Here is a 16,792-nt window from a genome sequence, read left to right as displayed (position 1 = left end):
CTCAAGTCCCTTCATACCGAGGAGAGTTCGTGCCGCGACCGTTCCGCTTCGGGGCCAGTCTGCTCACGTCCGCGCCCGCCCCCGAGTGGCGCGCGCGATGCCGACGGGTCGAGGAACTCGGCTACGACGTGATCCTGGTCCCCGACCATCTGGGCCTGGTCGCGCCGTTCCCGGCGCTGGTCGCGGCGGCGGAGGCGACCGAGCGGCCCCGGGTGGGCACGTTCGTGCTCAACGCGGGCTTCTGGAACCCGGCGCTGCTGGCCCGTGAGGTGACGACGACCAACGACCTGACCGGCGGCCGCCTCGAACTCGGACTCGGCACAGGGTACGTACAGGCGGAGCACGACACCGCCGGGCTGCCCTTCGGTTCGCCGGGGGAACGGGTGGACCATCTGCGGCGCACGGTAGAGGAGTTGGAGCGGCTGCGGGACACCGCGGGGGCCCGGGTGCCGCTGCTGCTCGGCGGCAACGGCGACCGGATGCTCCGGCTGACCGCCGAGCACGCGGACATCGCGGCGTTCACGGGCGCGCGGCTGGTGCCGGACGACAGGGACGGAAAACTGGCGCCGCTCGACGCCGTCGCGTTCGGCCAACGGGTCGCCCGGTACCGGGAGTTCGCGGCAGGCCGCGAGGAGCCCGCCGAACTGAACCTGCTGATCCAGCTCGTGGCGGTGACCGACGACCCCGAGAGCGCGCTCCGGCCGCTGCTGGACCGCCGTCCGGACCTCACCCTGGAGCAGGTCCTCGACCTCCCCACCATGCTGGTCGGCACCCTGGACCACATCACCGCGAAGCTGCGCGCGCTGCGCGACCGGTACGGGTTCTCCTATCTCACCGTGCTGGAGCCGTACATGGAGGCGTTCGCACCGGTCGTCGAGGAACTGCGGCGAAACCCTCTCGCCTGACCCGCCCTCGCTCTGCTTGGCTCGTCCCATGAGTGATCTTCATATCCGCAGTGCCGCCCGCTCCGACATCGACGCCGTGCTGGCGTTCTGGCGCGAGGCCGCCGAAGGGACGAGCATCAGCGACGACCGGGACGGCGTGGCCCGGCTCATCGACAGGGATCCGGACGCGCTGATCCTCGCGGAACGTGACGGGCGGCTCGTCGGGTCCGTGATCGCCGGCTTCGACGGCTGGCGCTGCCACCTGTACCGGCTGGCCGTGCACCCCGAGCACCGCCGCCAGGGCATCGGCTCAGCGCTGCTGACGGCGGCCGAGGAGCGGTTCGTGGCGCTGGGCGGGCGCCGCGGGGACGCGATGGTGCTGGAGCGCAACGAGACCGGGCAGCATGCGTGGCGTGCGGCGGGGTACGCACCCGAGGAGCAGTGGCGGCGCTGGGTGAAGCACCTCACCATCTGATCGTTTTGCTCATCCTTTACCATTGGCGGACGACTCCGAACTTCAGAACCTCCTCGAAAGGTGTGAGCGTCCGCCCATGGGCGAGCCTCCCAGTAAGCGACATCGCGCGATCCTCCCTGCCCTGCCCGATCATGGGACGGAGGTGACCCGATGACCGAAGTGCTTCTGCTGCTGGTGGCGATCCTGCTCTCGCTCCTCTGCGGTGCCTTCGTCGCGGCCGAGTTCTCGCTGACCACCGTCGAGCGCGGCGAGCTGGAGCGCGCGGTGGAGCGCGGCGAGCGGGGCGCCGCGGGTGCCCTGAAAGCCGTACGGAATCTGACCTTCCAGCTCTCCGGCGCGCAGCTCGGCATCACCGTCACCAACCTGGTCGTCGGCATGCTCTCCGAGCCGTCGATCGCCGCGCTCATCGCGGGTCCGCTCGAGTCGCTGGGCATCTCGCACTCCGCGTCGAAGTCCCTCGCGCTGGTGCTGGGTACGGCGCTGTCGACGGTGTTCCTGATGGTCGTCGGCGAGCTGGTGCCGAAGAACTGGGCGATCTCCTCGCCGCTCGGCGTGGCCAGACGGGTGGGCAACGCGCAGCGCTGGTTCAGTGCCGCCTTCCGCCCCTTCATCAGCCATCTGAACAACACGGCCAACCATGTGGTGCGCGCCTTCGGCCTGGAGCCGGCCGAGGAGCTGGCCTCCGCGCGCGGGCCGCAGGAGCTGGCCGCGCTGGCCCGGCACTCCGCCAAGGAGGGCGCCCTGGAGCCGGACACGGCCGAGCTGTTCGTCCGCACCCTGAACCTCGCCGACCTCACCGCGGAGAACGTGATGACGCCCCGCGTCCAGGTCGTCGCCCTCGACGCCCAGGCGACCTGCGAGGACGTGGCCAACGCGACCCGGGCGACCGGGCTGTCCCGGTTCCCGGTCTACCGCGGCAGCCTGGACGACGTCGTCGGCACCGTGCACATCAAGGACGTCCTGGCGGTACCCGCCGACCACCGGGCCCGCTTCCCGCTCTCCGAGGTGATACGCGAACCCCTCCTCGTCCCGGAGTCCCTCACCGTGGACCGCCTCCTGGACCGGCTCTCCGGCAAGCGCACGATGGCCGTGGTCATCGACGAGTACGGCGGTACGGCGGGGGTCGCGACCCTGGAGGACATCGTCGAGGAGGTCGTAGGAGAGGTGCGGGACGAGCACGATCCGCACGAGACGCCCGATCTGGCCCCGGCCGGGAAGGACGACGAGGGCCGCACGCTGTTCTCGGCGGACGGCGCCGCCCGCATGGACCAGCTCGCGCGCGTCGGGCTGCGGGCGCCCGAGGGGCCGTACGAGACGCTGGCCGGTCTGGTCGCCACCGAGCTGGGTCGGATCCCGGAGGTCGGGGACACCGTCGAGGTCGCCGGGTGGCGGATCGACGTGGTGGACGCGTCCGGGCGCAGGGCCGCGCGGTTGCTGCTGCACGCGCCGCGCGACACCGGGACGGGCATCGACACCGGATCCGATTCCGGCTCCGGCTCCGGCTCTGCGAAGGGGGAACTGTGACCGCCGTACAACTGCTGATCGGGTTGGCGACGCTGGTCGTCAACGCCTTCTTCGTGGCCGCCGAGTTCGCGTTGATCTCGGTGCGCCGCAGCCAGATCGAACCGCACGCCGAACAGGGCGACCGGCGCGCCAAGAGCGTGCTGTGGGGTCTCCAGCACGTCTCGGCGCTGATGGCCGCGGCCCAGCTCGGCATCACGCTGTGCACGCTGGTGCTGGGCATCGTCGCCGAGCCGGCGATCGCGCATCTGCTGGAGCCGGTGTTCCACGCGGTCGGCGTGCCGGAGAGCGCGGGGCACGCGGTGTCCTTCGTGATCGCGCTGACCGCGGCGACCTATCTGCACATGCTGCTCGGCGAGATGGTGCCGAAGAACATCGCCCTGGCCGAGCCGGTGCGCAGCGCGCTGCTGCTGGGACCGCCGCTGGTGACGCTGTCGCGGGCGCTGCGCCCGGTGATCTTCACGGTCAACGCGTTCGCCAGCACGCTGCTCAAGCTGCTGCGGGTCGACGTCAAGGACGAGGTCACGGCGACCTTCTCGGACGCCGAACTCGCCCGGATCGTCCGGGACTCCGGTGAGGCGGGCCTCATCGACGAACGGGCCCGCGAGCGGCTGAACGACGCACTGGAGCTGGGCAGCAGACCGGTACGGGACGTGGTGCTGCCCCTCGAACGCGTCGAGTACGTGGTCGCGGGCGTCACACCGGCCGAGTTGGAGGTGCTGTCGGCCGAGTCCGGCTTCTCCCGCTTCCCGGTGGTGGACGCCGAGCGCCGCATCATCGGCTACCTCCATGTGAAGGACGCCCTGGACGCCTCACCGCGCGACGAGCCGTTCAGGGTGGAGGACATGCGCCCGATCGCGAACGTGCGGGAGAGCACCCCGCTGGACGACGTCCTCACCGCGATGCGCAGCAGTCGTACGCATCTCGCGGCGGTGCTCGACGAGGAGGGGCGGCTGACCGGCCTTGTGACGATGGAGGACGTGCTGCGGGAGCTGTTCGGGCAGCGGGCGTGAGCCCGGCCCGGTGACCGTGGAGGCCGACCTACCGGCGGGTATGGGTGCGGGTTACCATCTCTGTCGCCATGCAGACGAATCCCACGCACACCAGCCTGGTCGCGATCGGCGACTCCTTCACCGAGGGCATGTCGGACCTGCTCCCGGACGGCTCCTACCGGGGCTGGGCCGACCTCCTCGCCGGGCGGATGGCCGCCCGGACGCCCGGCTTCCGGTACGCCAACCTCGCCGTGCGCGGCAAGCTGATCGCGCAGATCGTCGACGAGCAGGTCGGCCTGGCCGCCGCCATGCAGCCCGATGTGATCACGCTGGTCGGCGGCCTCAACGACACCCTGCGCCCGAAGGTCGACATGGGCCGGGTGCGCGGGCTGCTGGAGGAGGCCGTCGAGCGCCTCGCTCCCGCCTGCAAACAACTGGTCCTGATGCGCAGCCCGGGCCGCGAGGGCCCGGTCCAGCAGCGCTTCCGGCCGCGCATGGAGGAACTCTTCGCGTGCGTCGACGACCTCGCCGAGCGGCACGGCGCCCTGGTCGTGGACCTGTACGGCGCCCCCTCGCTCGCCGACCAGCGCATGTGGGACGTGGACCGCCTGCACCTCACGGACGAGGGCCACCGCCGGGTCGCCGAGGCGGTCTGGCAGACCCTCGGCTACGACGCGGAGGACACGGAGTGGCACACCCCGATGCCGCCGACCCCGCCCCTGAACTGGACCGCCCGCCGCATCGCCGACGCCCGCTTCACCCACCAGTACCTGCTCCCCTGGATAGCCCGCCGCCTCACCGGCCGCTCCTCGGGCGACGGCCTCTCGCCCAAGCGCCCGGACCTGCTGCCGTACGAGGGCCCTGCGGCCTAACTCCCCATGACCACCCGGGTGATCAACGTCAGGGGCCGGCTCCACGACTTCGGCCCCCGCCTGGAACGCGCCCCCGAGGACATCCTCTACGTCGGCCGCCGCTGGACCCTCGGCGGCTGGGACCTCCCCCGCCACCCGCTCTACAACCCCTTCGCCTACGACACCCCCACGCGCCACCGGGACGGCACACGCGCGGAGGTGATGGCGAAGTACCGGACGTATCTCCTGGCCCGCCCCGACCTGCTGGCCCTGGTGCCCGCGCTGCGCGGACGGACGCTGGGGTGCTGGTGTGCGCCGTTGTCGTGTCACGCGGGGGTGCTGGCCGAGCTCGCGGATTCGGGCGCGTGACGGAGGTCTCGTAGCTTTCGACGAAGAGGGCTGTGGCGCTGGCCTGCACGAATCGCCAGTAGAATCCGTACACGTGACTTCCGCTCCCGCCAAGCCCCGCATCCCGAACGTCCTCGCCGGACGCTACGCCTCCGCCGAGCTCGCCACGCTCTGGTCGCCCGAGCAGAAGGTGAGGCTGGAGCGGCAGCTCTGGCTCGCTGTGCTGCGGGCCCAGAAGGACCTCGGGATCGAGGTGCCGGACGCGGCGATCGCCGACTACGAGCGGGTGCTGGACACCGTCGACCTCGCCTCTATCGCCGAGCGTGAGAAGGTCACGCGGCACGATGTGAAGGCGCGGATCGAGGAGTTCAACGACCTCGCCGGGCACGAGCAGGTGCACAAGGGCATGACGTCCCGGGATCTGACGGAGAACGTCGAGCAGTTGCAGATCCGGCTCTCCCTGGAGCTGATGCGCGACCGTACGGTGGCCGTCCTGGCCCGGCTCGGCAAGCTGGCCGGTGAGTACGGCGAGCTGGTCATGGCCGGCCGCTCGCACAACGTGGCCGCGCAGGCCACCACCCTCGGCAAGCGCTTCGCGACCGCCGCCGACGAGCTGCTCGTGGCGTACGGCCGGGTCGAGGAGCTGCTCGGCCGCTACCCGCTGCGGGGCATCAAGGGCCCGGTGGGCACGGCTCAGGACATGCTGGACCTGCTCGGCGGTGACGCGGCGAAGCTCGCGGAGCTGGAGCAGCGGATCGCCTCCCACCTCGGCTTCGCGCAGGCGTTCACCTCGGTCGGCCAGGTGTACCCGCGCTCGCTGGACTACGAGGTCGTCACCGCGCTGGTGCAGGTCGCGGCGGCGCCCTCGTCGCTCGCGAAGACCATCCGGCTGATGGCCGGCCACGAGCTGGTCACCGAGGGCTTCAAGCCGGGCCAGGTCGGCTCCTCCGCGATGCCGCACAAGATGAACACCCGCTCCTGCGAGCGCGTCAACGGCCTGATGGTCATCCTGCGCGGCTACGCGTCGATGACCGGCGAGCTGGCGGGCGACCAGTGGAACGAGGGCGACGTGTCCTGCTCGGTGGTGCGCCGGGTCGCGCTGCCCGACGCGTTCTTCGCGCTCGACGGTCTGCTGGAGACGTTCCTGACCGTGCTCGACGAGTTCGGCGCGTTCCCGGCGGTCGTGGCGCGTGAGCTGGACCGCTATCTCCCGTTCCTGGCGACGACCAAGGTGCTGATGGCCGCCGTTCGCGCCGGTGTCGGACGTGAGGTCGCGCACGAGGCGATCAAGGAGAACGCCGTCGCCTCCGCCCTCGCGATGCGTGAACAGGGCGCCGAGCGCAACGAGTTGCTGGACAAGCTCGCCGCCGACGAGCGCATCCCGCTCGACCGCGCCCAGTTGGACGCCCTGATGGCCGACAAGCTGTCCTTCACAGGTGCCGCCGCCGACCAGGTCGCCGCCGCGGTCGCCCGTGTCGAGGAGATCGCGAAGCAGCACCCGGAGGCCGCGGGATACACCCCGGGGGCGATCCTCTGACCCGCTTCACCCAGGCCGAGTTGGAGGCCGCCCGCGACCGTCTCGTACCGGACGTCGTCGCGGACGGCCTCTCCGTGCTCTTCTGCGGCATCAACCCGGGGCTGATGACCGCGGCCACGGGCCACCACTTCGCCCGCCCCGGCAACCGCTTCTGGCCGGTGCTGCACCTGTCCGGCTTCACGCCGAGGCTCATGAAACCCGCGGAGCAGGGTGAGTTGCTGTCGTACGGGCTCGGCATCACCAACGTGGTGGCGCGGGCGTCGGCCCGGGCCGACGAGCTGAGTGCCGAGGAGTACCGCGAGGGCGGACAGGTGCTCGCTTCGAAGCTGACGGGGTGGAAGCCGCGCTGGCTGGCCGTGCTGGGGGTCACCGCCTACCGGACCGCTTTTGACGACCGCCGGGCCCAAGTGGGGCCGCAGGAGCGGACGTTCGGGGACACGCGGGTGTGGGTGCTGCCCAATCCGAGCGGCTTGAACGCCCATTGGACGGCGGCGACGATGGCCGAGGAGTTCGGCCGGCTGCGGGAGGCCGCCCGCGGCTAGCGGGTCACGGTGGGTCCTGGTCCTGGTGCGCTTCGCGATGTCCATGTGATCCAGTGAACCGCTCACCACTGACAATGGGCGGAGCGCCCGAGGCTGGACGCGGTCAGGCGTCCCGGCGCCGTACGCTCCACGCCCCCGCCGCCAGCGCGGCCGCCGTCCACAGCGCGGTCACCGCGAGCCCGGTCCAGGGGCCCATCGCGCCGTCCCAGGTCGCGTGCAGCGCCACCTGACCGGCCCGGTCCGGCAGCAGGTCCGCGATGTCGTTCGACATGTCACCGACCACGAAGGACACGATCAGCAGGAACGGGATGAGGATGCTCAGCGTCGCCGTACCGCTGCGCAGCAATGCCGTGAGTCCGGCCGCGAACAGTGCCATCAGCGTGAGGTAGACGGCACAGGCGATCACACCGCGGATCTGCTCCGCCCAGCCGAGTCCGTCGGCCTCGGCGCCGAGCACCGCCCTGCCCACCAGCAGCGTCACGATCCCGGTGACCAGGCCGACGGCCAGCACGGGTACGGCGATCGCCGTCGCCTTCGCCGCGAACCAGCGCCCCCGGTGCGGCACCGCGGCCAGCGACAGCCGTAGCGCTCCGCCGTGGAACTCGGAGGACACTGCGGCGGTGCCGAAGGCGATCGCCGCGATCTGGCCGAAGCTCACACCGAAGAAGATCGAGAAGAGCGGGTCGAAGTCCTCGCCGCCGGAGTCGGACGAGGCGAGAGCGGAGAAGAGCGCAGTCACCGCGAGGATCGTGGCGAGGGCCGCCAGCAGCGAGCGCAGGGTACGGATCTTGATCCACTCGGAGTGGAAGACGGGTGCGAACGTCATGGTCAGGCCTCCTGGTGGGGTGCGGTGAACTCGGTCTCGGTGGCCGTCAGATCGAGGTAGGCCTGCTCCAACGTGCCCTCGGCGGGCGCCAGTTCGAGGATCGGTACGCCCGCCGCGGACAGCAGGGCGCCGATCTCCTCCACGCGCGCGTGCGCCACGGCCCAATGCCCGTCCTCGTGCTCCACGGCGTCGTGGCCGTGCCGGGCGAGCGCGCTCTTGAGGGCGCCGGTGTCCGTCGTACGGATGCGTACGTGGGGTTGCACGCGCGCGTCGATGAACTCCCGCATCGGAGTGTCGGCCAGGAGTCGTCCGCGCCCGAGGACCACGAGGTGGTCGGCGAAGGAGGCGGTCTCGTTCATCAGGTGGCTGGAGACCAGCACCGTGCGCCCCTCCGAAGCCAGCCGGCGCAGCAACTCCCGGATCCAGACGATGCCTTCGGGGTCGAGTCCGTTCGACGGCTCGTCCAGCAGGATGACTTCGGGATCACCCAGGAGGGCACCGGCGATGCCCAGCCGCTGGCGCATGCCCAGGGAGTACGTCTTCACCCGGCGCCGCGCGACCGACGCGAGTCCCGTCTCCTCCAGCATCGCGTCGGCCCGGGCGGCCGGGATGCGGTTGCTCGCCGCCAGGGCGCGCAGATGGTCGCGGCCGGTGCGGGAGCCGTGGGCGGCCTGCGCGTCCAGCAGGGCGCCCACGTGGCGCAGCGGCTCGGTGAGCGCGGCGTAGGGGCGGCCTCCGATGGTGGCGGTTCCGGAGGTGGGCCGGTCGAGGCCGAGGACGAGGCGCATGGTGGTGGACTTCCCGGCGCCGTTGGGGCCTAGGAAGCCGGTGACCTTGCCGGGCCGGACGTCGAAGGTGACGTGGTCCACGGCCCGCCGGGTGCCGTACTCCTTGGTGAGGTCTCGTACGTCGATGCTGGTCATGACCAACAGCCTGGCCGTTCAAGGGAGTTGGCTCCTCCCCCGCCGGTGGAGATCGTCTCCCCCGCCCGGGGGAGGCCGATTGTCGGTGCCGGCTGTCACGATGTCGGAATGGCCCGCTTCCTGCGCCCGCTGCTCCGGGGGACGACGTACACACGTCTGTTGCACCTCTGGGTGCCGATGCTGCTCACCAGCGTGTGGATCTTAATCAGTCCGGAGACCCCGTACGCACCCGCGCTCATGCTGATCCCGGTCGGTCTGATCCCGGCCGTCCGGATCGGGGAAGGCGTGCAGGCGCAGTTGCTGCTGACGCCGGGCGAGCAGGACTCGGGGATCTCGGTGGCACGGTCGGCGACCTGGCGGGACCGGGGCCGCATCGTGCTGTGGCTGGAGGCCCGGATGGCGCTGGGCTGGGCGACCTCGTTCGCCTGCGTCTGGCTGCCGATCATCGCCTTCCAGCTGATCGAGGCCGCACGCGGGCGCGTGCCCCACGACGACGTATGGCTGCTCAAGGAGGCGGCGCCGCACGGCTGGTACGCGCTGCTGGTGCCCCTGCCCCTGATCGCCCTGTACGCGGCCGTGGTCGGTCTCGGCAGGTTGGCCACGTCGCTGGCGCGGAAGTTGCTCGGTCCCTCGCGCGCGGAGCAGCTCGCCGCCCTGGAGGAGCGCACCGAGCAGTTGCTGGAACGCAATCGCATCGCGCGGGAGTTGCACGACTCCATCGGGCACGCGCTGACGGTGGCGGTGGTGCAGGCCGGTGCCGCCCGGGCGGCGGGAGACCCGGAGTTCACCGAGCGCGCCCTGGGTGCCATCGAGGAGACCGGCCGGGCCGCGCTGGAGGACCTGGAGCGGGTGCTGGGCGTGCTGCGCGAGGCGGAGCGGCCGGTGAGCAGTCGGCCGACGCTGGTCGACGCCGACCGGCTGTTTGAGTCCGCGCGGGTCTCAGGGGCGAAGGTCGACGCGGAGGTGACCGGGCCGTTGGCGACGGTGCCGGGACCGGTCTCCCGGGAGGGGTACCGGATTCTGCAGGAGGCGCTGACCAATGTGCTGCGGCACGCGGGGTCCGTGCCGGTCCGGGTCCGTATCGAGGTCGCGGACGGAACTCTCGATCTGGAGGTCCGCAATCCGCTGACGGCGGCGATATCCGGCCCCGGGCGGGGCAGTGGGCTGCGGGGCATACGGGAGCGGGCCGCGCTGCTCGGGGGCCGCGCGCATACGGGGCCCGACGAGGGTGACTGGCAGGTGCACGCCGAGCTGCCGCTGGGCTGATCTAGGCTGGCCGGATGCCGGTCACCGTTCTCCTGGTCGATGACGAACCACTCGTACGCGCGGGTCTGCGGGCCGTGCTGGAGGCGCAGCCGGACATCGAGGTGGTCGGAGAGGCGGCCGACGGGGCGGCGGTGATCCCGCTGGTGCGGCGGCTGCGGCCGGACGTGGTCGCCATGGACGTACGGATGCCGCTCCTGGACGGCATCGAGGCCACGCGCGCGGTGCTGCGGACGGTCGACGATCCGCCGAAGATCCTGGTCATCACGACCTTCGAGAACGATGAGTACGTCTACGAGGCGCTGCGGGCCGGCGCCGACGGCTTCCTGCTGAAGCGGGCCCGGCCGGCCGAGATCGTGCACGCGGTACGGCTGGTGGCCGAGGGCGAGTCGCTGCTGTTCCCGGCGTCCGTACGGCAGTTGGCCGCGGAGTACGGCGACGACGGCGGGAACCGGGCGGCGCGCGCGGTGATGGAGCGGGCCCGGCTGACCGAGCGTGAGGCCGAGGTGTTGCGGCTGATGGCCAGGGGGTTGTCGAACGCGGAGATCGCCGGTCGGCTGGTCGTCGGGACCGAGACGGTGAAGTCGCATGTGAGCGCCGTGCTGACGAAGCTGGGGGCGCGGGACCGTACGCAGGCGGTGATCGCGGCGTACGAGTCGGGGTTCGTGGCGCCCGGGTGAACGGGCGGGGCGGGTGGGCCCGGGGTGCCCGGCACTCGCCGGGGTCCGCCGCGCCGAGTACGATCCGCCCAACACGCGCACGAGCTGGGAGGACAGACCTTGGCGGGGCTGACCGGCGGGGACCCCTCGCTGCTGCGGAGGATCAACTCCGCGGTGGTGTTGCACGCACTGCGTGCCACGGACTGCGCCACGCTGACGGAGATCACCCGGGTCACCGGGCTGTCCCGGCCGACCGTCGAAGGTGTCGTCGAGGGGCTGATCGAGGCCGGGCTGGTCGTCGAGAAGGCCGCCGACGAGAGCGTTGTACGGCGGCAGGGGCGGCCCGCGCGGCGGTTCCGGTTCCGGGCCGAGGCCGGGCATCTGCTCGGGCTGGAGATCGGCGCACATCGTGTCGCCGTGCTCCTCGCCGACCTGGACGGCCGGGTGCTCGGCGCCATCGCCAAGGACGTCGACGAGACGGCCACGGCGGACGAGCGCCTCGAGCGGCTGCGGACCGCGGTCGCCGAACTGCTGCGCCGGGCCGGGGTCGCCCGCGGCTCCCTGCGCGCGGTGGGCGTCGCCACGCCGGGCATCGTCGAGGCGGACGGCACCGTACGGCTGGGCACCGCGCTGCCCCAGTGGACGGGACTGCACCTGGGCGAGCGGCTGAGCCGCTCCTTCAAGTGCCCGGTGCTGGTCGAGAACGACGCCAACGCGGCGGCGGTGGCCGAGCATTGGAAGGGCGCCGCCACCGAGTCCGACGACATGGTGATGGTGCTTGCGGGGCTGAGCCCGGGCGCCGGTTCGCTGATCGGCGGGCGGCTGCACCGGGGGTATCGCGGGGCGGCCGGTGAGATCGGCGCACTGCATCTGCTGGGCCGGGACGTGACTCCGGAGACACTGCTGTCCACCACGGACGAGCCGCTGCACCCGTTGGACGAGCAGGCGGTCGCGGAGGTCTTCGCGCTGGCCCGCGACGGCGACCAGCGGGCCCGCGCGGCCGTCGACCGTTTCATACAGCGCCTGGTGCACGACGTGGCGGCGCTGGTCCTGGCCCTCGACCCGGAGCTGGTCGTCGTGGGCGGCTGGGCGGCCGGTCTGGACGGTGTACTGGAGCCGCTGCGGCGGGAGTTGGCGCGCTACTGCCTGCGTCCGCCGAAGGTGGCGCTGTCGCTGCTCGGCGAGGCGGCCGTGGCGACGGGGGCACTGCGGTTGGCCCTGGACCATGTCGAGGAGCAGTTGTTCGCGGTGGAGGGCACGGTCACGCGGCGCTAGCTCGGCGGGGGGCGTGCGTCGGGCGCGGCGCCGTCGTGGCTGGGCGCGCCCATGCGGCGGAGCCGCACATCGATAGGGCCGCGCGCCCCTTAATGCGCCAAATCGTCGCGCCCCGGGTGGAGTTCCCGGGGCGCGAAGGACGAGCAGCGATCGTGGTCAGGAGGCCTGGCGCTCCGGGCCGTGGTGTATTTCGACGCCGCCCGAGTCGGCGAAGGTCAGCCGGCAGGTGTCCGCGCGGTAGGTCGCGACGGAGACCGCGGCGGTGCGGCCCTCGGCGAAGAACCGGGTCGTGACGACCAGAACCGGCGCCCCGGGGAGGCGGTCCAGTTCCTTGGCGTCGTCCGCGCGAGCCGAGCCGAGCTCTACGGCGCGGTCCTGGCCCTCCAGCTCGAGACGCTGGAGTTCGCGCAGCACAGCACGCGCGCGTGCCGTCGCGGACGGAGTGTCGATCGCGGAGAGGTCGGGCACCGACGACTCCGGGATGTAGAGCAACTCCGCGGCGACCGGCTGCCCGTGGCTCACCCGGGAGCGCCGCACGACGTGCACCGGTTCCTCGGAACCGGTCTCCAGGATGCCCGCGACGGCCGCCGGCGGAGCCGCCGGCACACAGTCGACGGGCTGCCAGGCGTCCTCCGCGGCGCCCGGCCAGACCTGCTGCTCGGTGCCGACGGCGACACCCACGCGCGGCGGCGCGACGGTCGTACCGACGCCGCGGCGGCGCTGGAGCCGGCCTTCCAGTTCGAGTTGTTCCAGAGCCTGCCGGAGCGTGGCCCGGGCGACGCCGAAGCGGGCGGCCAGGTCTCGCTCGTTGGGCAGGATCTCGCCCACGGAGAACTCGGAGTCCAGTGCCTCACTGAGCACGGTCTTGAGATGCCAGTACTTCGGCTCCGGCACCGATTCCAACTGCGTGGTCCCCACCCTGTCCTCCGCAATCGCCGTGGTCCGGCGGCGTTTTAGCGCCCTTGTTTATTAAAGGTTGTTTCACTTATCAGCGACCATAGGACGGCCCACACCCTTGGTCAAGACCAATCCTCGATCCCACAGGCAACACAGAGAGCGGTTGCCCGGAAGCGTTCATGAAGCGTTGGCGCTCGGCCCGCTTGGTGACACGCCGGCAAAGCCCCCGTCACGAAACGGGGGCCTTGTCCGGGGATGGCTAAGCGGAAGCCAGTGAGCGGAGCTTGTCGGGATTGCGGACGATGTAGACGGAACGGATGCGTCCGTCGAGAACGTCCACCTGGAAAACGCTGTCGGGCGCATCACCCGAAAGGACCAGGGCCGCCGGTCCGCCGTTCAGCTCAAGGAAGCGGAACGAGATCTCCGGGATGCCCTTGCCGGCGACGGCGACCAGGAAGCGGCCCACGTTGTCGGCGCTCTCCAGGATTCGCAGCGGCGCCTTGGCCTTGCCGCCGCTGTCGCCCACCAGTCGGACGTCCGGGGCGAGCAGTTCCATCAAGCCGGCCAGGTCGCCCTCTGCCGCCGCGGCGAGGAACCGCTCGGTCAGATCGCGGCGCTGGGCCGGGTCGACCTCGTAGCGCGGGCGCCGTTCGTCGACGTGCCTGCGAGCCCGTCCGGCGAGTTGGCGCACCGCGGGCTCACCGCGGTCCAGCATCGACGCGATCTCGGCATACGGGTAGCCGAAGGCCTCCCTGAGGACGAACACAGCGCGTTCCAGGGGCGAGAGCGACTCCAGGACGACGAGTACGGCGAGGGAGACGGAGTCGGCGAGCACGGCCCGCTCCGCGGTGTCCTCGACGGCGTCCCCGAAGTCGGTGACGTACGGCTCGGGCAGCCAGGGGCCGACATAGGCCTCGCCGCGCGCCTTGACCTGCCGCAACCGGTCGATCGCGAGGCGGGTGGTGACGCGCACCAGGTAGGCACGTGGTTCGCGGACCTGGCCGCGGTCGGCTGCGGACCAGCGCAGCCAGGCCTCCTGGACCACGTCCTCGGCGTCGGCCACCCGCCCGAGCATGCGGTAGGCGACGCCCATGAGGACGGGGCGGTGTTCTTCGAAGACATCGGTCGGGGTTTCGGTGGTCACCGTCTCATCCCATGCGACGCGTGCGGCCCTGTCTAGGAGAAACCCGTGTGTCCCGGAGCAGAATCGGTCGCGGGCCGGAGGTGTCCGGCCACTCTTTCCGGAGGTGACCATGCGGTATGCGGTGCTGGGTACGGGCGAGGTGGGCCGCACGCTGGGCGGCAGGCTGGTCGAGTTGGGGCACGAGGTGACCCTGGGCTCGCGCACGAAGGACAATCCGGCCGCCGTGAAGTGGGCCGAGGGCGCGGGTGCCGGTGCGCGTACCAGCACGTTCGCGGAGGCGGCAGCGGCGGGTGAGGTGATCGTGAACGCCGTGGGCGGCCGGGTGGCGCTCGCCGCGTTGGAGGCGGCTGGGGCGGAGCACCTCGACGGCAAGGTCGTTCTCGATGTCTCCAACCCCATGGCGTTCGAGGACGGGCGGCTCAGGCTGTCGCCCGTGGAGTCGGACAGTGTGGGCGAGCAGATCCAGCGTGCCTTCCCGCACGCGCGCGTGGTGAAGTCCCTCAACACCGTCAACTGCCGGGTGATGGTGGAGCCTTCGCTGGTGCCGGGCGAGCACCAGGTGTTCGTGTCCGGGGCGGACGCGGCGGCCAAGGCGCAGGTGACGGCCCTGCTCGGGGAGTTCGGCTGGCCCACGCACCGGGTGCTGGACCTGGGCGGCATCGAGTCGGCGCGTGCGGTGGAGATGTTCCTGCCGCTGTGGCTGGACCTGTTCCGGAACATCGGGCACGGAGAGTTCAACCTCGAGGTGCGCAGGGCGCGTTGAGGGGTGCGGGAGGCGCGCGGAGCCGTAGGGGCACGATGTCCATGACACCCGGGGCTACCGGTCGGTAGCAATTGCTGACAAGCTGTCTACACGGCCTCAACAGCGTCCGTCAGCGCGTCCCAGAAGAGGAGCACCCCCATGTCCGCCACCGTCTCCTTCCCGGTTCCCACCCCGCACGGCCCGCGGACCGTGACCGTGTCCTACGCGCGCGTGGGCAGCGGCGAACCACTGCTCCTGCTGCACGGCATAGGCCACCACCGGCAGGCCTGGGACCCGGTGGTGGACATCCTCGCCACCGAGCGCGACGTGATCGCCGTGGACCTGCCCGGGTTCGGCGCCTCGCCCGCGCTGCCGGAGGGGCTGTCGTACGACCTGCCCTCGACGGCCGCCGTGTTCCGGGCCTTCTGCGAGGCGCTGGGGCTGGAGCGTCCGCATGTGGCGGGCAACTCGCTCGGCGGGCTGATGGCCCTGGAGCTGGGCCGCGAGAAGGTCGTACGGTCCGTCACGGCCCTGTCCCCGGCCGGGTTCTGGTCGCAGGCCGAGCGTCGCTACGCCTTCGGTGTGCTGTTCACCATGCGGCGGATCGCCCGCGGCATGCCGCTCCCGCTGGTCGAGCGGCTGGCCCGCACGGCGGCCGGCCGTACCGCCCTCACCAGCACCATCTACGCCCGCCCGGGCCGCCGTTCACCCGAGGCCGTGGTCGCCGAGACGCTCGCGCTGGTCAACGCCACCGGGTTCGACGACACCCTCAGGACCGGTACGACCGTGCAGTTCACCGACGACCTCCCCGGTATCCCGGTCACCGTGGCGTGGGGCACCCAGGACCGGCTGCTGCTGCGCCGCCAGGGCGTCCGCGCCAAGCGGTTGATACCCCACTCCCGGCTGGTGCGGCTGCCCGGCTGCGGGCACTGCCCGATGAACGACGACCCGGCGCTGGTCGCACGCGTCATCCTCGACGGCAGCCGCTGACCGGCGCGACAGCAGCGACAACGCGCCGGATCCCAGGGCGACTCCGGCGCCGACGAGGGCACTGCCGACGGCCTGGACGGCCCCGTAGGAGCCCGTTCCGACGAGCGGTGCGGTGGCGGCGGCCGCGACCGGGATGAGGCCGGAGAAGAGCGTGGCGCGCTCCGCGCCGATCCGTTGCAGGCCCATGTACCAGCACACGAAGCCGACGACCGTGACGACCGCCGCCTGCCACAGCAGCGCGGCGGCCTCGGTACCGTCCGGTCGCCGCAGCCGGCCCGAGCCGTCGAGGAGCAGCCCGGTCGTCGCCGCCTCGATCGCGGCGACACCGCACACCGTGGCCGCCAACAGCCGTGGTCCCAGCGGGCGCAGCACCGGAACCGCGAGCACGGCGAAGCCGACCTCCCCCGCGAGCGCGCACCCGGAGAAGGCGATTCCGGCGCCGTCCGTGCGGCCCCACCCCTGGACCGTGAACGCGCCGACGGCGACGAGCGACGCCCCGTAGAGCACGATCCGGCGCGGACGGCGTCCCTCCAGGAGGGGCACGATGACCGCGACGGCCACAGGGGCGCAGCCCACGAAGACACCGGGGACGGCCGGTTCGGCGCCGCGTTCCGCGGCGATGACGGCCAGGTTGAAGCCGACCATGCCGACGGCCGCGAGCAGCGCGAGACGGGCCCACTGGCAGGGCCTCAGCGCGCGGAGCCGGGCCCCCGCACCCCGGCCGGTGAACGGGAGCAGCAGCAGACAGGCGAGGCCGTAGCGCAGGAACTGGCCGCCCGCGTACGGGTAGTGGCCCAGGACGCTGTTGGCCGTGAAGGACGCGCCGACGAGGACGCAGGCGAAGGCGGCGAGCGAGGTGCCGCGCGCGGTGGTGGCGGTCATGGCAGCGACGCTAGGGAGCGCGGCGGTCCGGATTAAGGTCC

17 protein-coding genes and 1 pseudogene are annotated in these 16,792 nt (G+C 71.9%); 13 read left to right on the top strand and 5 right to left on the bottom strand.

Annotation, left to right across the window (positions count from 1 at the left end):
- Positions 1-29: 29 nt before the first annotated feature.
- The 8 genes from ABZT04_RS12730 to mug all read left to right on the top strand — a co-directional run bounded on the left by ABZT04_RS12730 (position 30) and on the right by mug (position 7,150).
- Complete coding sequence (locus ABZT04_RS12730; protein ID WP_356056006.1) at positions 30-905, top strand: LLM class F420-dependent oxidoreductase; 876 nt, start codon at positions 30-32, stop codon at positions 903-905.
- Positions 906-933: 28 nt separating this feature from the next.
- The gene (locus ABZT04_RS12725) at positions 934-1,359 is read left to right on the top strand and encodes a GNAT family N-acetyltransferase (RefSeq protein ID WP_356056004.1); all 426 of its coding nucleotides are present in this window, start codon (positions 934-936) and stop codon (positions 1,357-1,359) included.
- Positions 1,360-1,509: 150 nt separating this feature from the next.
- Complete coding sequence (locus ABZT04_RS12720; RefSeq protein WP_356056002.1) at positions 1,510-2,883, top strand: hemolysin family protein; 1,374 nt, start codon at positions 1,510-1,512, stop codon at positions 2,881-2,883.
- Positions 2,880-3,893: a hemolysin family protein gene (locus ABZT04_RS12715; protein ID WP_356056000.1), complete on the top strand. Its 1,014-nt coding sequence runs from the start codon at positions 2,880-2,882 to the stop codon at positions 3,891-3,893. The genes ABZT04_RS12720 and ABZT04_RS12715 overlap by 4 nt, the downstream gene beginning before the upstream one ends.
- A 68-nt stretch (positions 3,894-3,961) precedes the next feature.
- Positions 3,962-4,744 (top strand): SGNH/GDSL hydrolase family protein, encoded by a 783-nt coding sequence (locus ABZT04_RS12710; protein ID WP_356055998.1) that lies wholly within the window; start codon positions 3,962-3,964, stop codon positions 4,742-4,744.
- Positions 4,745-4,750: 6 nt separating this feature from the next.
- Entirely contained in the window at positions 4,751-5,092 is a 342-nt protein-coding gene (locus tag ABZT04_RS12705) for a DUF4326 domain-containing protein (protein ID WP_356055996.1), read from the top strand.
- A gap of 73 nt (positions 5,093-5,165) precedes the next feature.
- Positions 5,166-6,608, top strand: a complete 1,443-nt coding sequence (gene purB / locus ABZT04_RS12700) for an adenylosuccinate lyase (RefSeq protein ID WP_356055994.1) — start codon at positions 5,166-5,168, stop codon at positions 6,606-6,608.
- Positions 6,605-7,150 (top strand): G/U mismatch-specific DNA glycosylase, encoded by a 546-nt coding sequence (mug, locus tag ABZT04_RS12695; protein ID WP_356056190.1) that lies wholly within the window; start codon positions 6,605-6,607, stop codon positions 7,148-7,150. The genes purB and mug overlap by 4 nt, the downstream gene beginning before the upstream one ends.
- 103 nt (positions 7,151-7,253) lie before the next feature.
- Here mug and ABZT04_RS12690 read toward each other — a convergent pair whose 3' ends face one another.
- Positions 7,254-7,976: an ABC transporter permease gene (locus ABZT04_RS12690; protein ID WP_356055992.1), complete on the bottom strand. Its 723-nt coding sequence runs from the start codon at positions 7,974-7,976 to the stop codon at positions 7,254-7,256.
- 2 nt (positions 7,977-7,978) lie between these two features.
- Entirely contained in the window at positions 7,979-8,899 is a 921-nt protein-coding gene (locus ABZT04_RS12685; RefSeq protein WP_356055990.1) for an ABC transporter ATP-binding protein, read from the bottom strand.
- A gap of 108 nt (positions 8,900-9,007) precedes the next feature.
- Here ABZT04_RS12685 and ABZT04_RS12680 point away from each other — a divergent pair, with 108 nt between their 5' ends.
- The 3 genes from ABZT04_RS12680 to ABZT04_RS12670 all read left to right on the top strand — a co-directional run bounded on the left by ABZT04_RS12680 (position 9,008) and on the right by ABZT04_RS12670 (position 12,096).
- Positions 9,008-10,165 carry a histidine kinase gene (locus ABZT04_RS12680; RefSeq protein ID WP_356055988.1) on the top strand — a complete coding sequence of 386 codons (1,158 nt, stop codon included), beginning with the start codon at positions 9,008-9,010 and terminating at the stop codon, positions 10,163-10,165.
- A 14-nt stretch (positions 10,166-10,179) separates the two neighbouring features.
- Entirely contained in the window at positions 10,180-10,842 is a 663-nt protein-coding gene (locus ABZT04_RS12675; RefSeq protein WP_356055986.1) for a response regulator transcription factor, read from the top strand.
- A gap of 99 nt (positions 10,843-10,941) precedes the next feature.
- On the top strand, positions 10,942-12,096 hold the full coding sequence (locus ABZT04_RS12670; protein WP_356055984.1) for an ROK family transcriptional regulator: 1,155 nt from the start codon (positions 10,942-10,944) through the stop codon (positions 12,094-12,096).
- A 156-nt stretch (positions 12,097-12,252) separates the two neighbouring features.
- On the opposite strand, the gene ABZT04_RS12665 is transcribed toward ABZT04_RS12670, so the two are convergent.
- On the bottom strand, positions 12,253-13,014 hold the full coding sequence (locus tag ABZT04_RS12665) for a GntR family transcriptional regulator (protein ID WP_356055982.1): 762 nt from the start codon (positions 13,012-13,014) through the stop codon (positions 12,253-12,255).
- 238 nt (positions 13,015-13,252) lie between these two features.
- Positions 13,253-14,137: an RNA polymerase sigma-70 factor gene (locus ABZT04_RS12660; RefSeq protein ID WP_356055980.1), complete on the bottom strand. Its 885-nt coding sequence runs from the start codon at positions 14,135-14,137 to the stop codon at positions 13,253-13,255.
- Positions 14,138-14,246: 109 nt separating this feature from the next.
- On the opposite strand from ABZT04_RS12660, the gene ABZT04_RS12655 reads away from it, so the two are divergent.
- Positions 14,247-14,900, top strand: a complete 654-nt coding sequence (locus ABZT04_RS12655; RefSeq protein WP_356056188.1) for an NAD(P)-binding domain-containing protein — start codon at positions 14,247-14,249, stop codon at positions 14,898-14,900.
- Positions 14,901-15,038: 138 nt separating this feature from the next.
- Positions 15,039-15,869, top strand: coding sequence for an alpha/beta hydrolase (locus tag ABZT04_RS12650; RefSeq protein WP_356055978.1), 831 nt, complete (start codon positions 15,039-15,041; stop codon positions 15,867-15,869).
- A 45-nt stretch (positions 15,870-15,914) separates the two neighbouring features.
- Here ABZT04_RS12650 and ABZT04_RS12645 read toward each other — a convergent pair.
- A pseudogene (locus ABZT04_RS12645) lies at positions 15,915-16,751 on the bottom strand (DMT family transporter); the annotation flags it as partial.
- Positions 16,752-16,792 lie beyond the last annotated feature (41 nt).

Origin of the sequence: Streptomyces sp. NPDC005492 (assembly GCF_040605995.1) — a bacterium.
Taxonomy (GTDB): Bacteria; Actinomycetota; Actinomycetes; order Streptomycetales; family Streptomycetaceae; genus Streptomyces.
The sequence above is the reverse complement of the archived record's forward strand: the minus strand, read 5'-3'. Positions and strand labels throughout refer to the sequence as shown.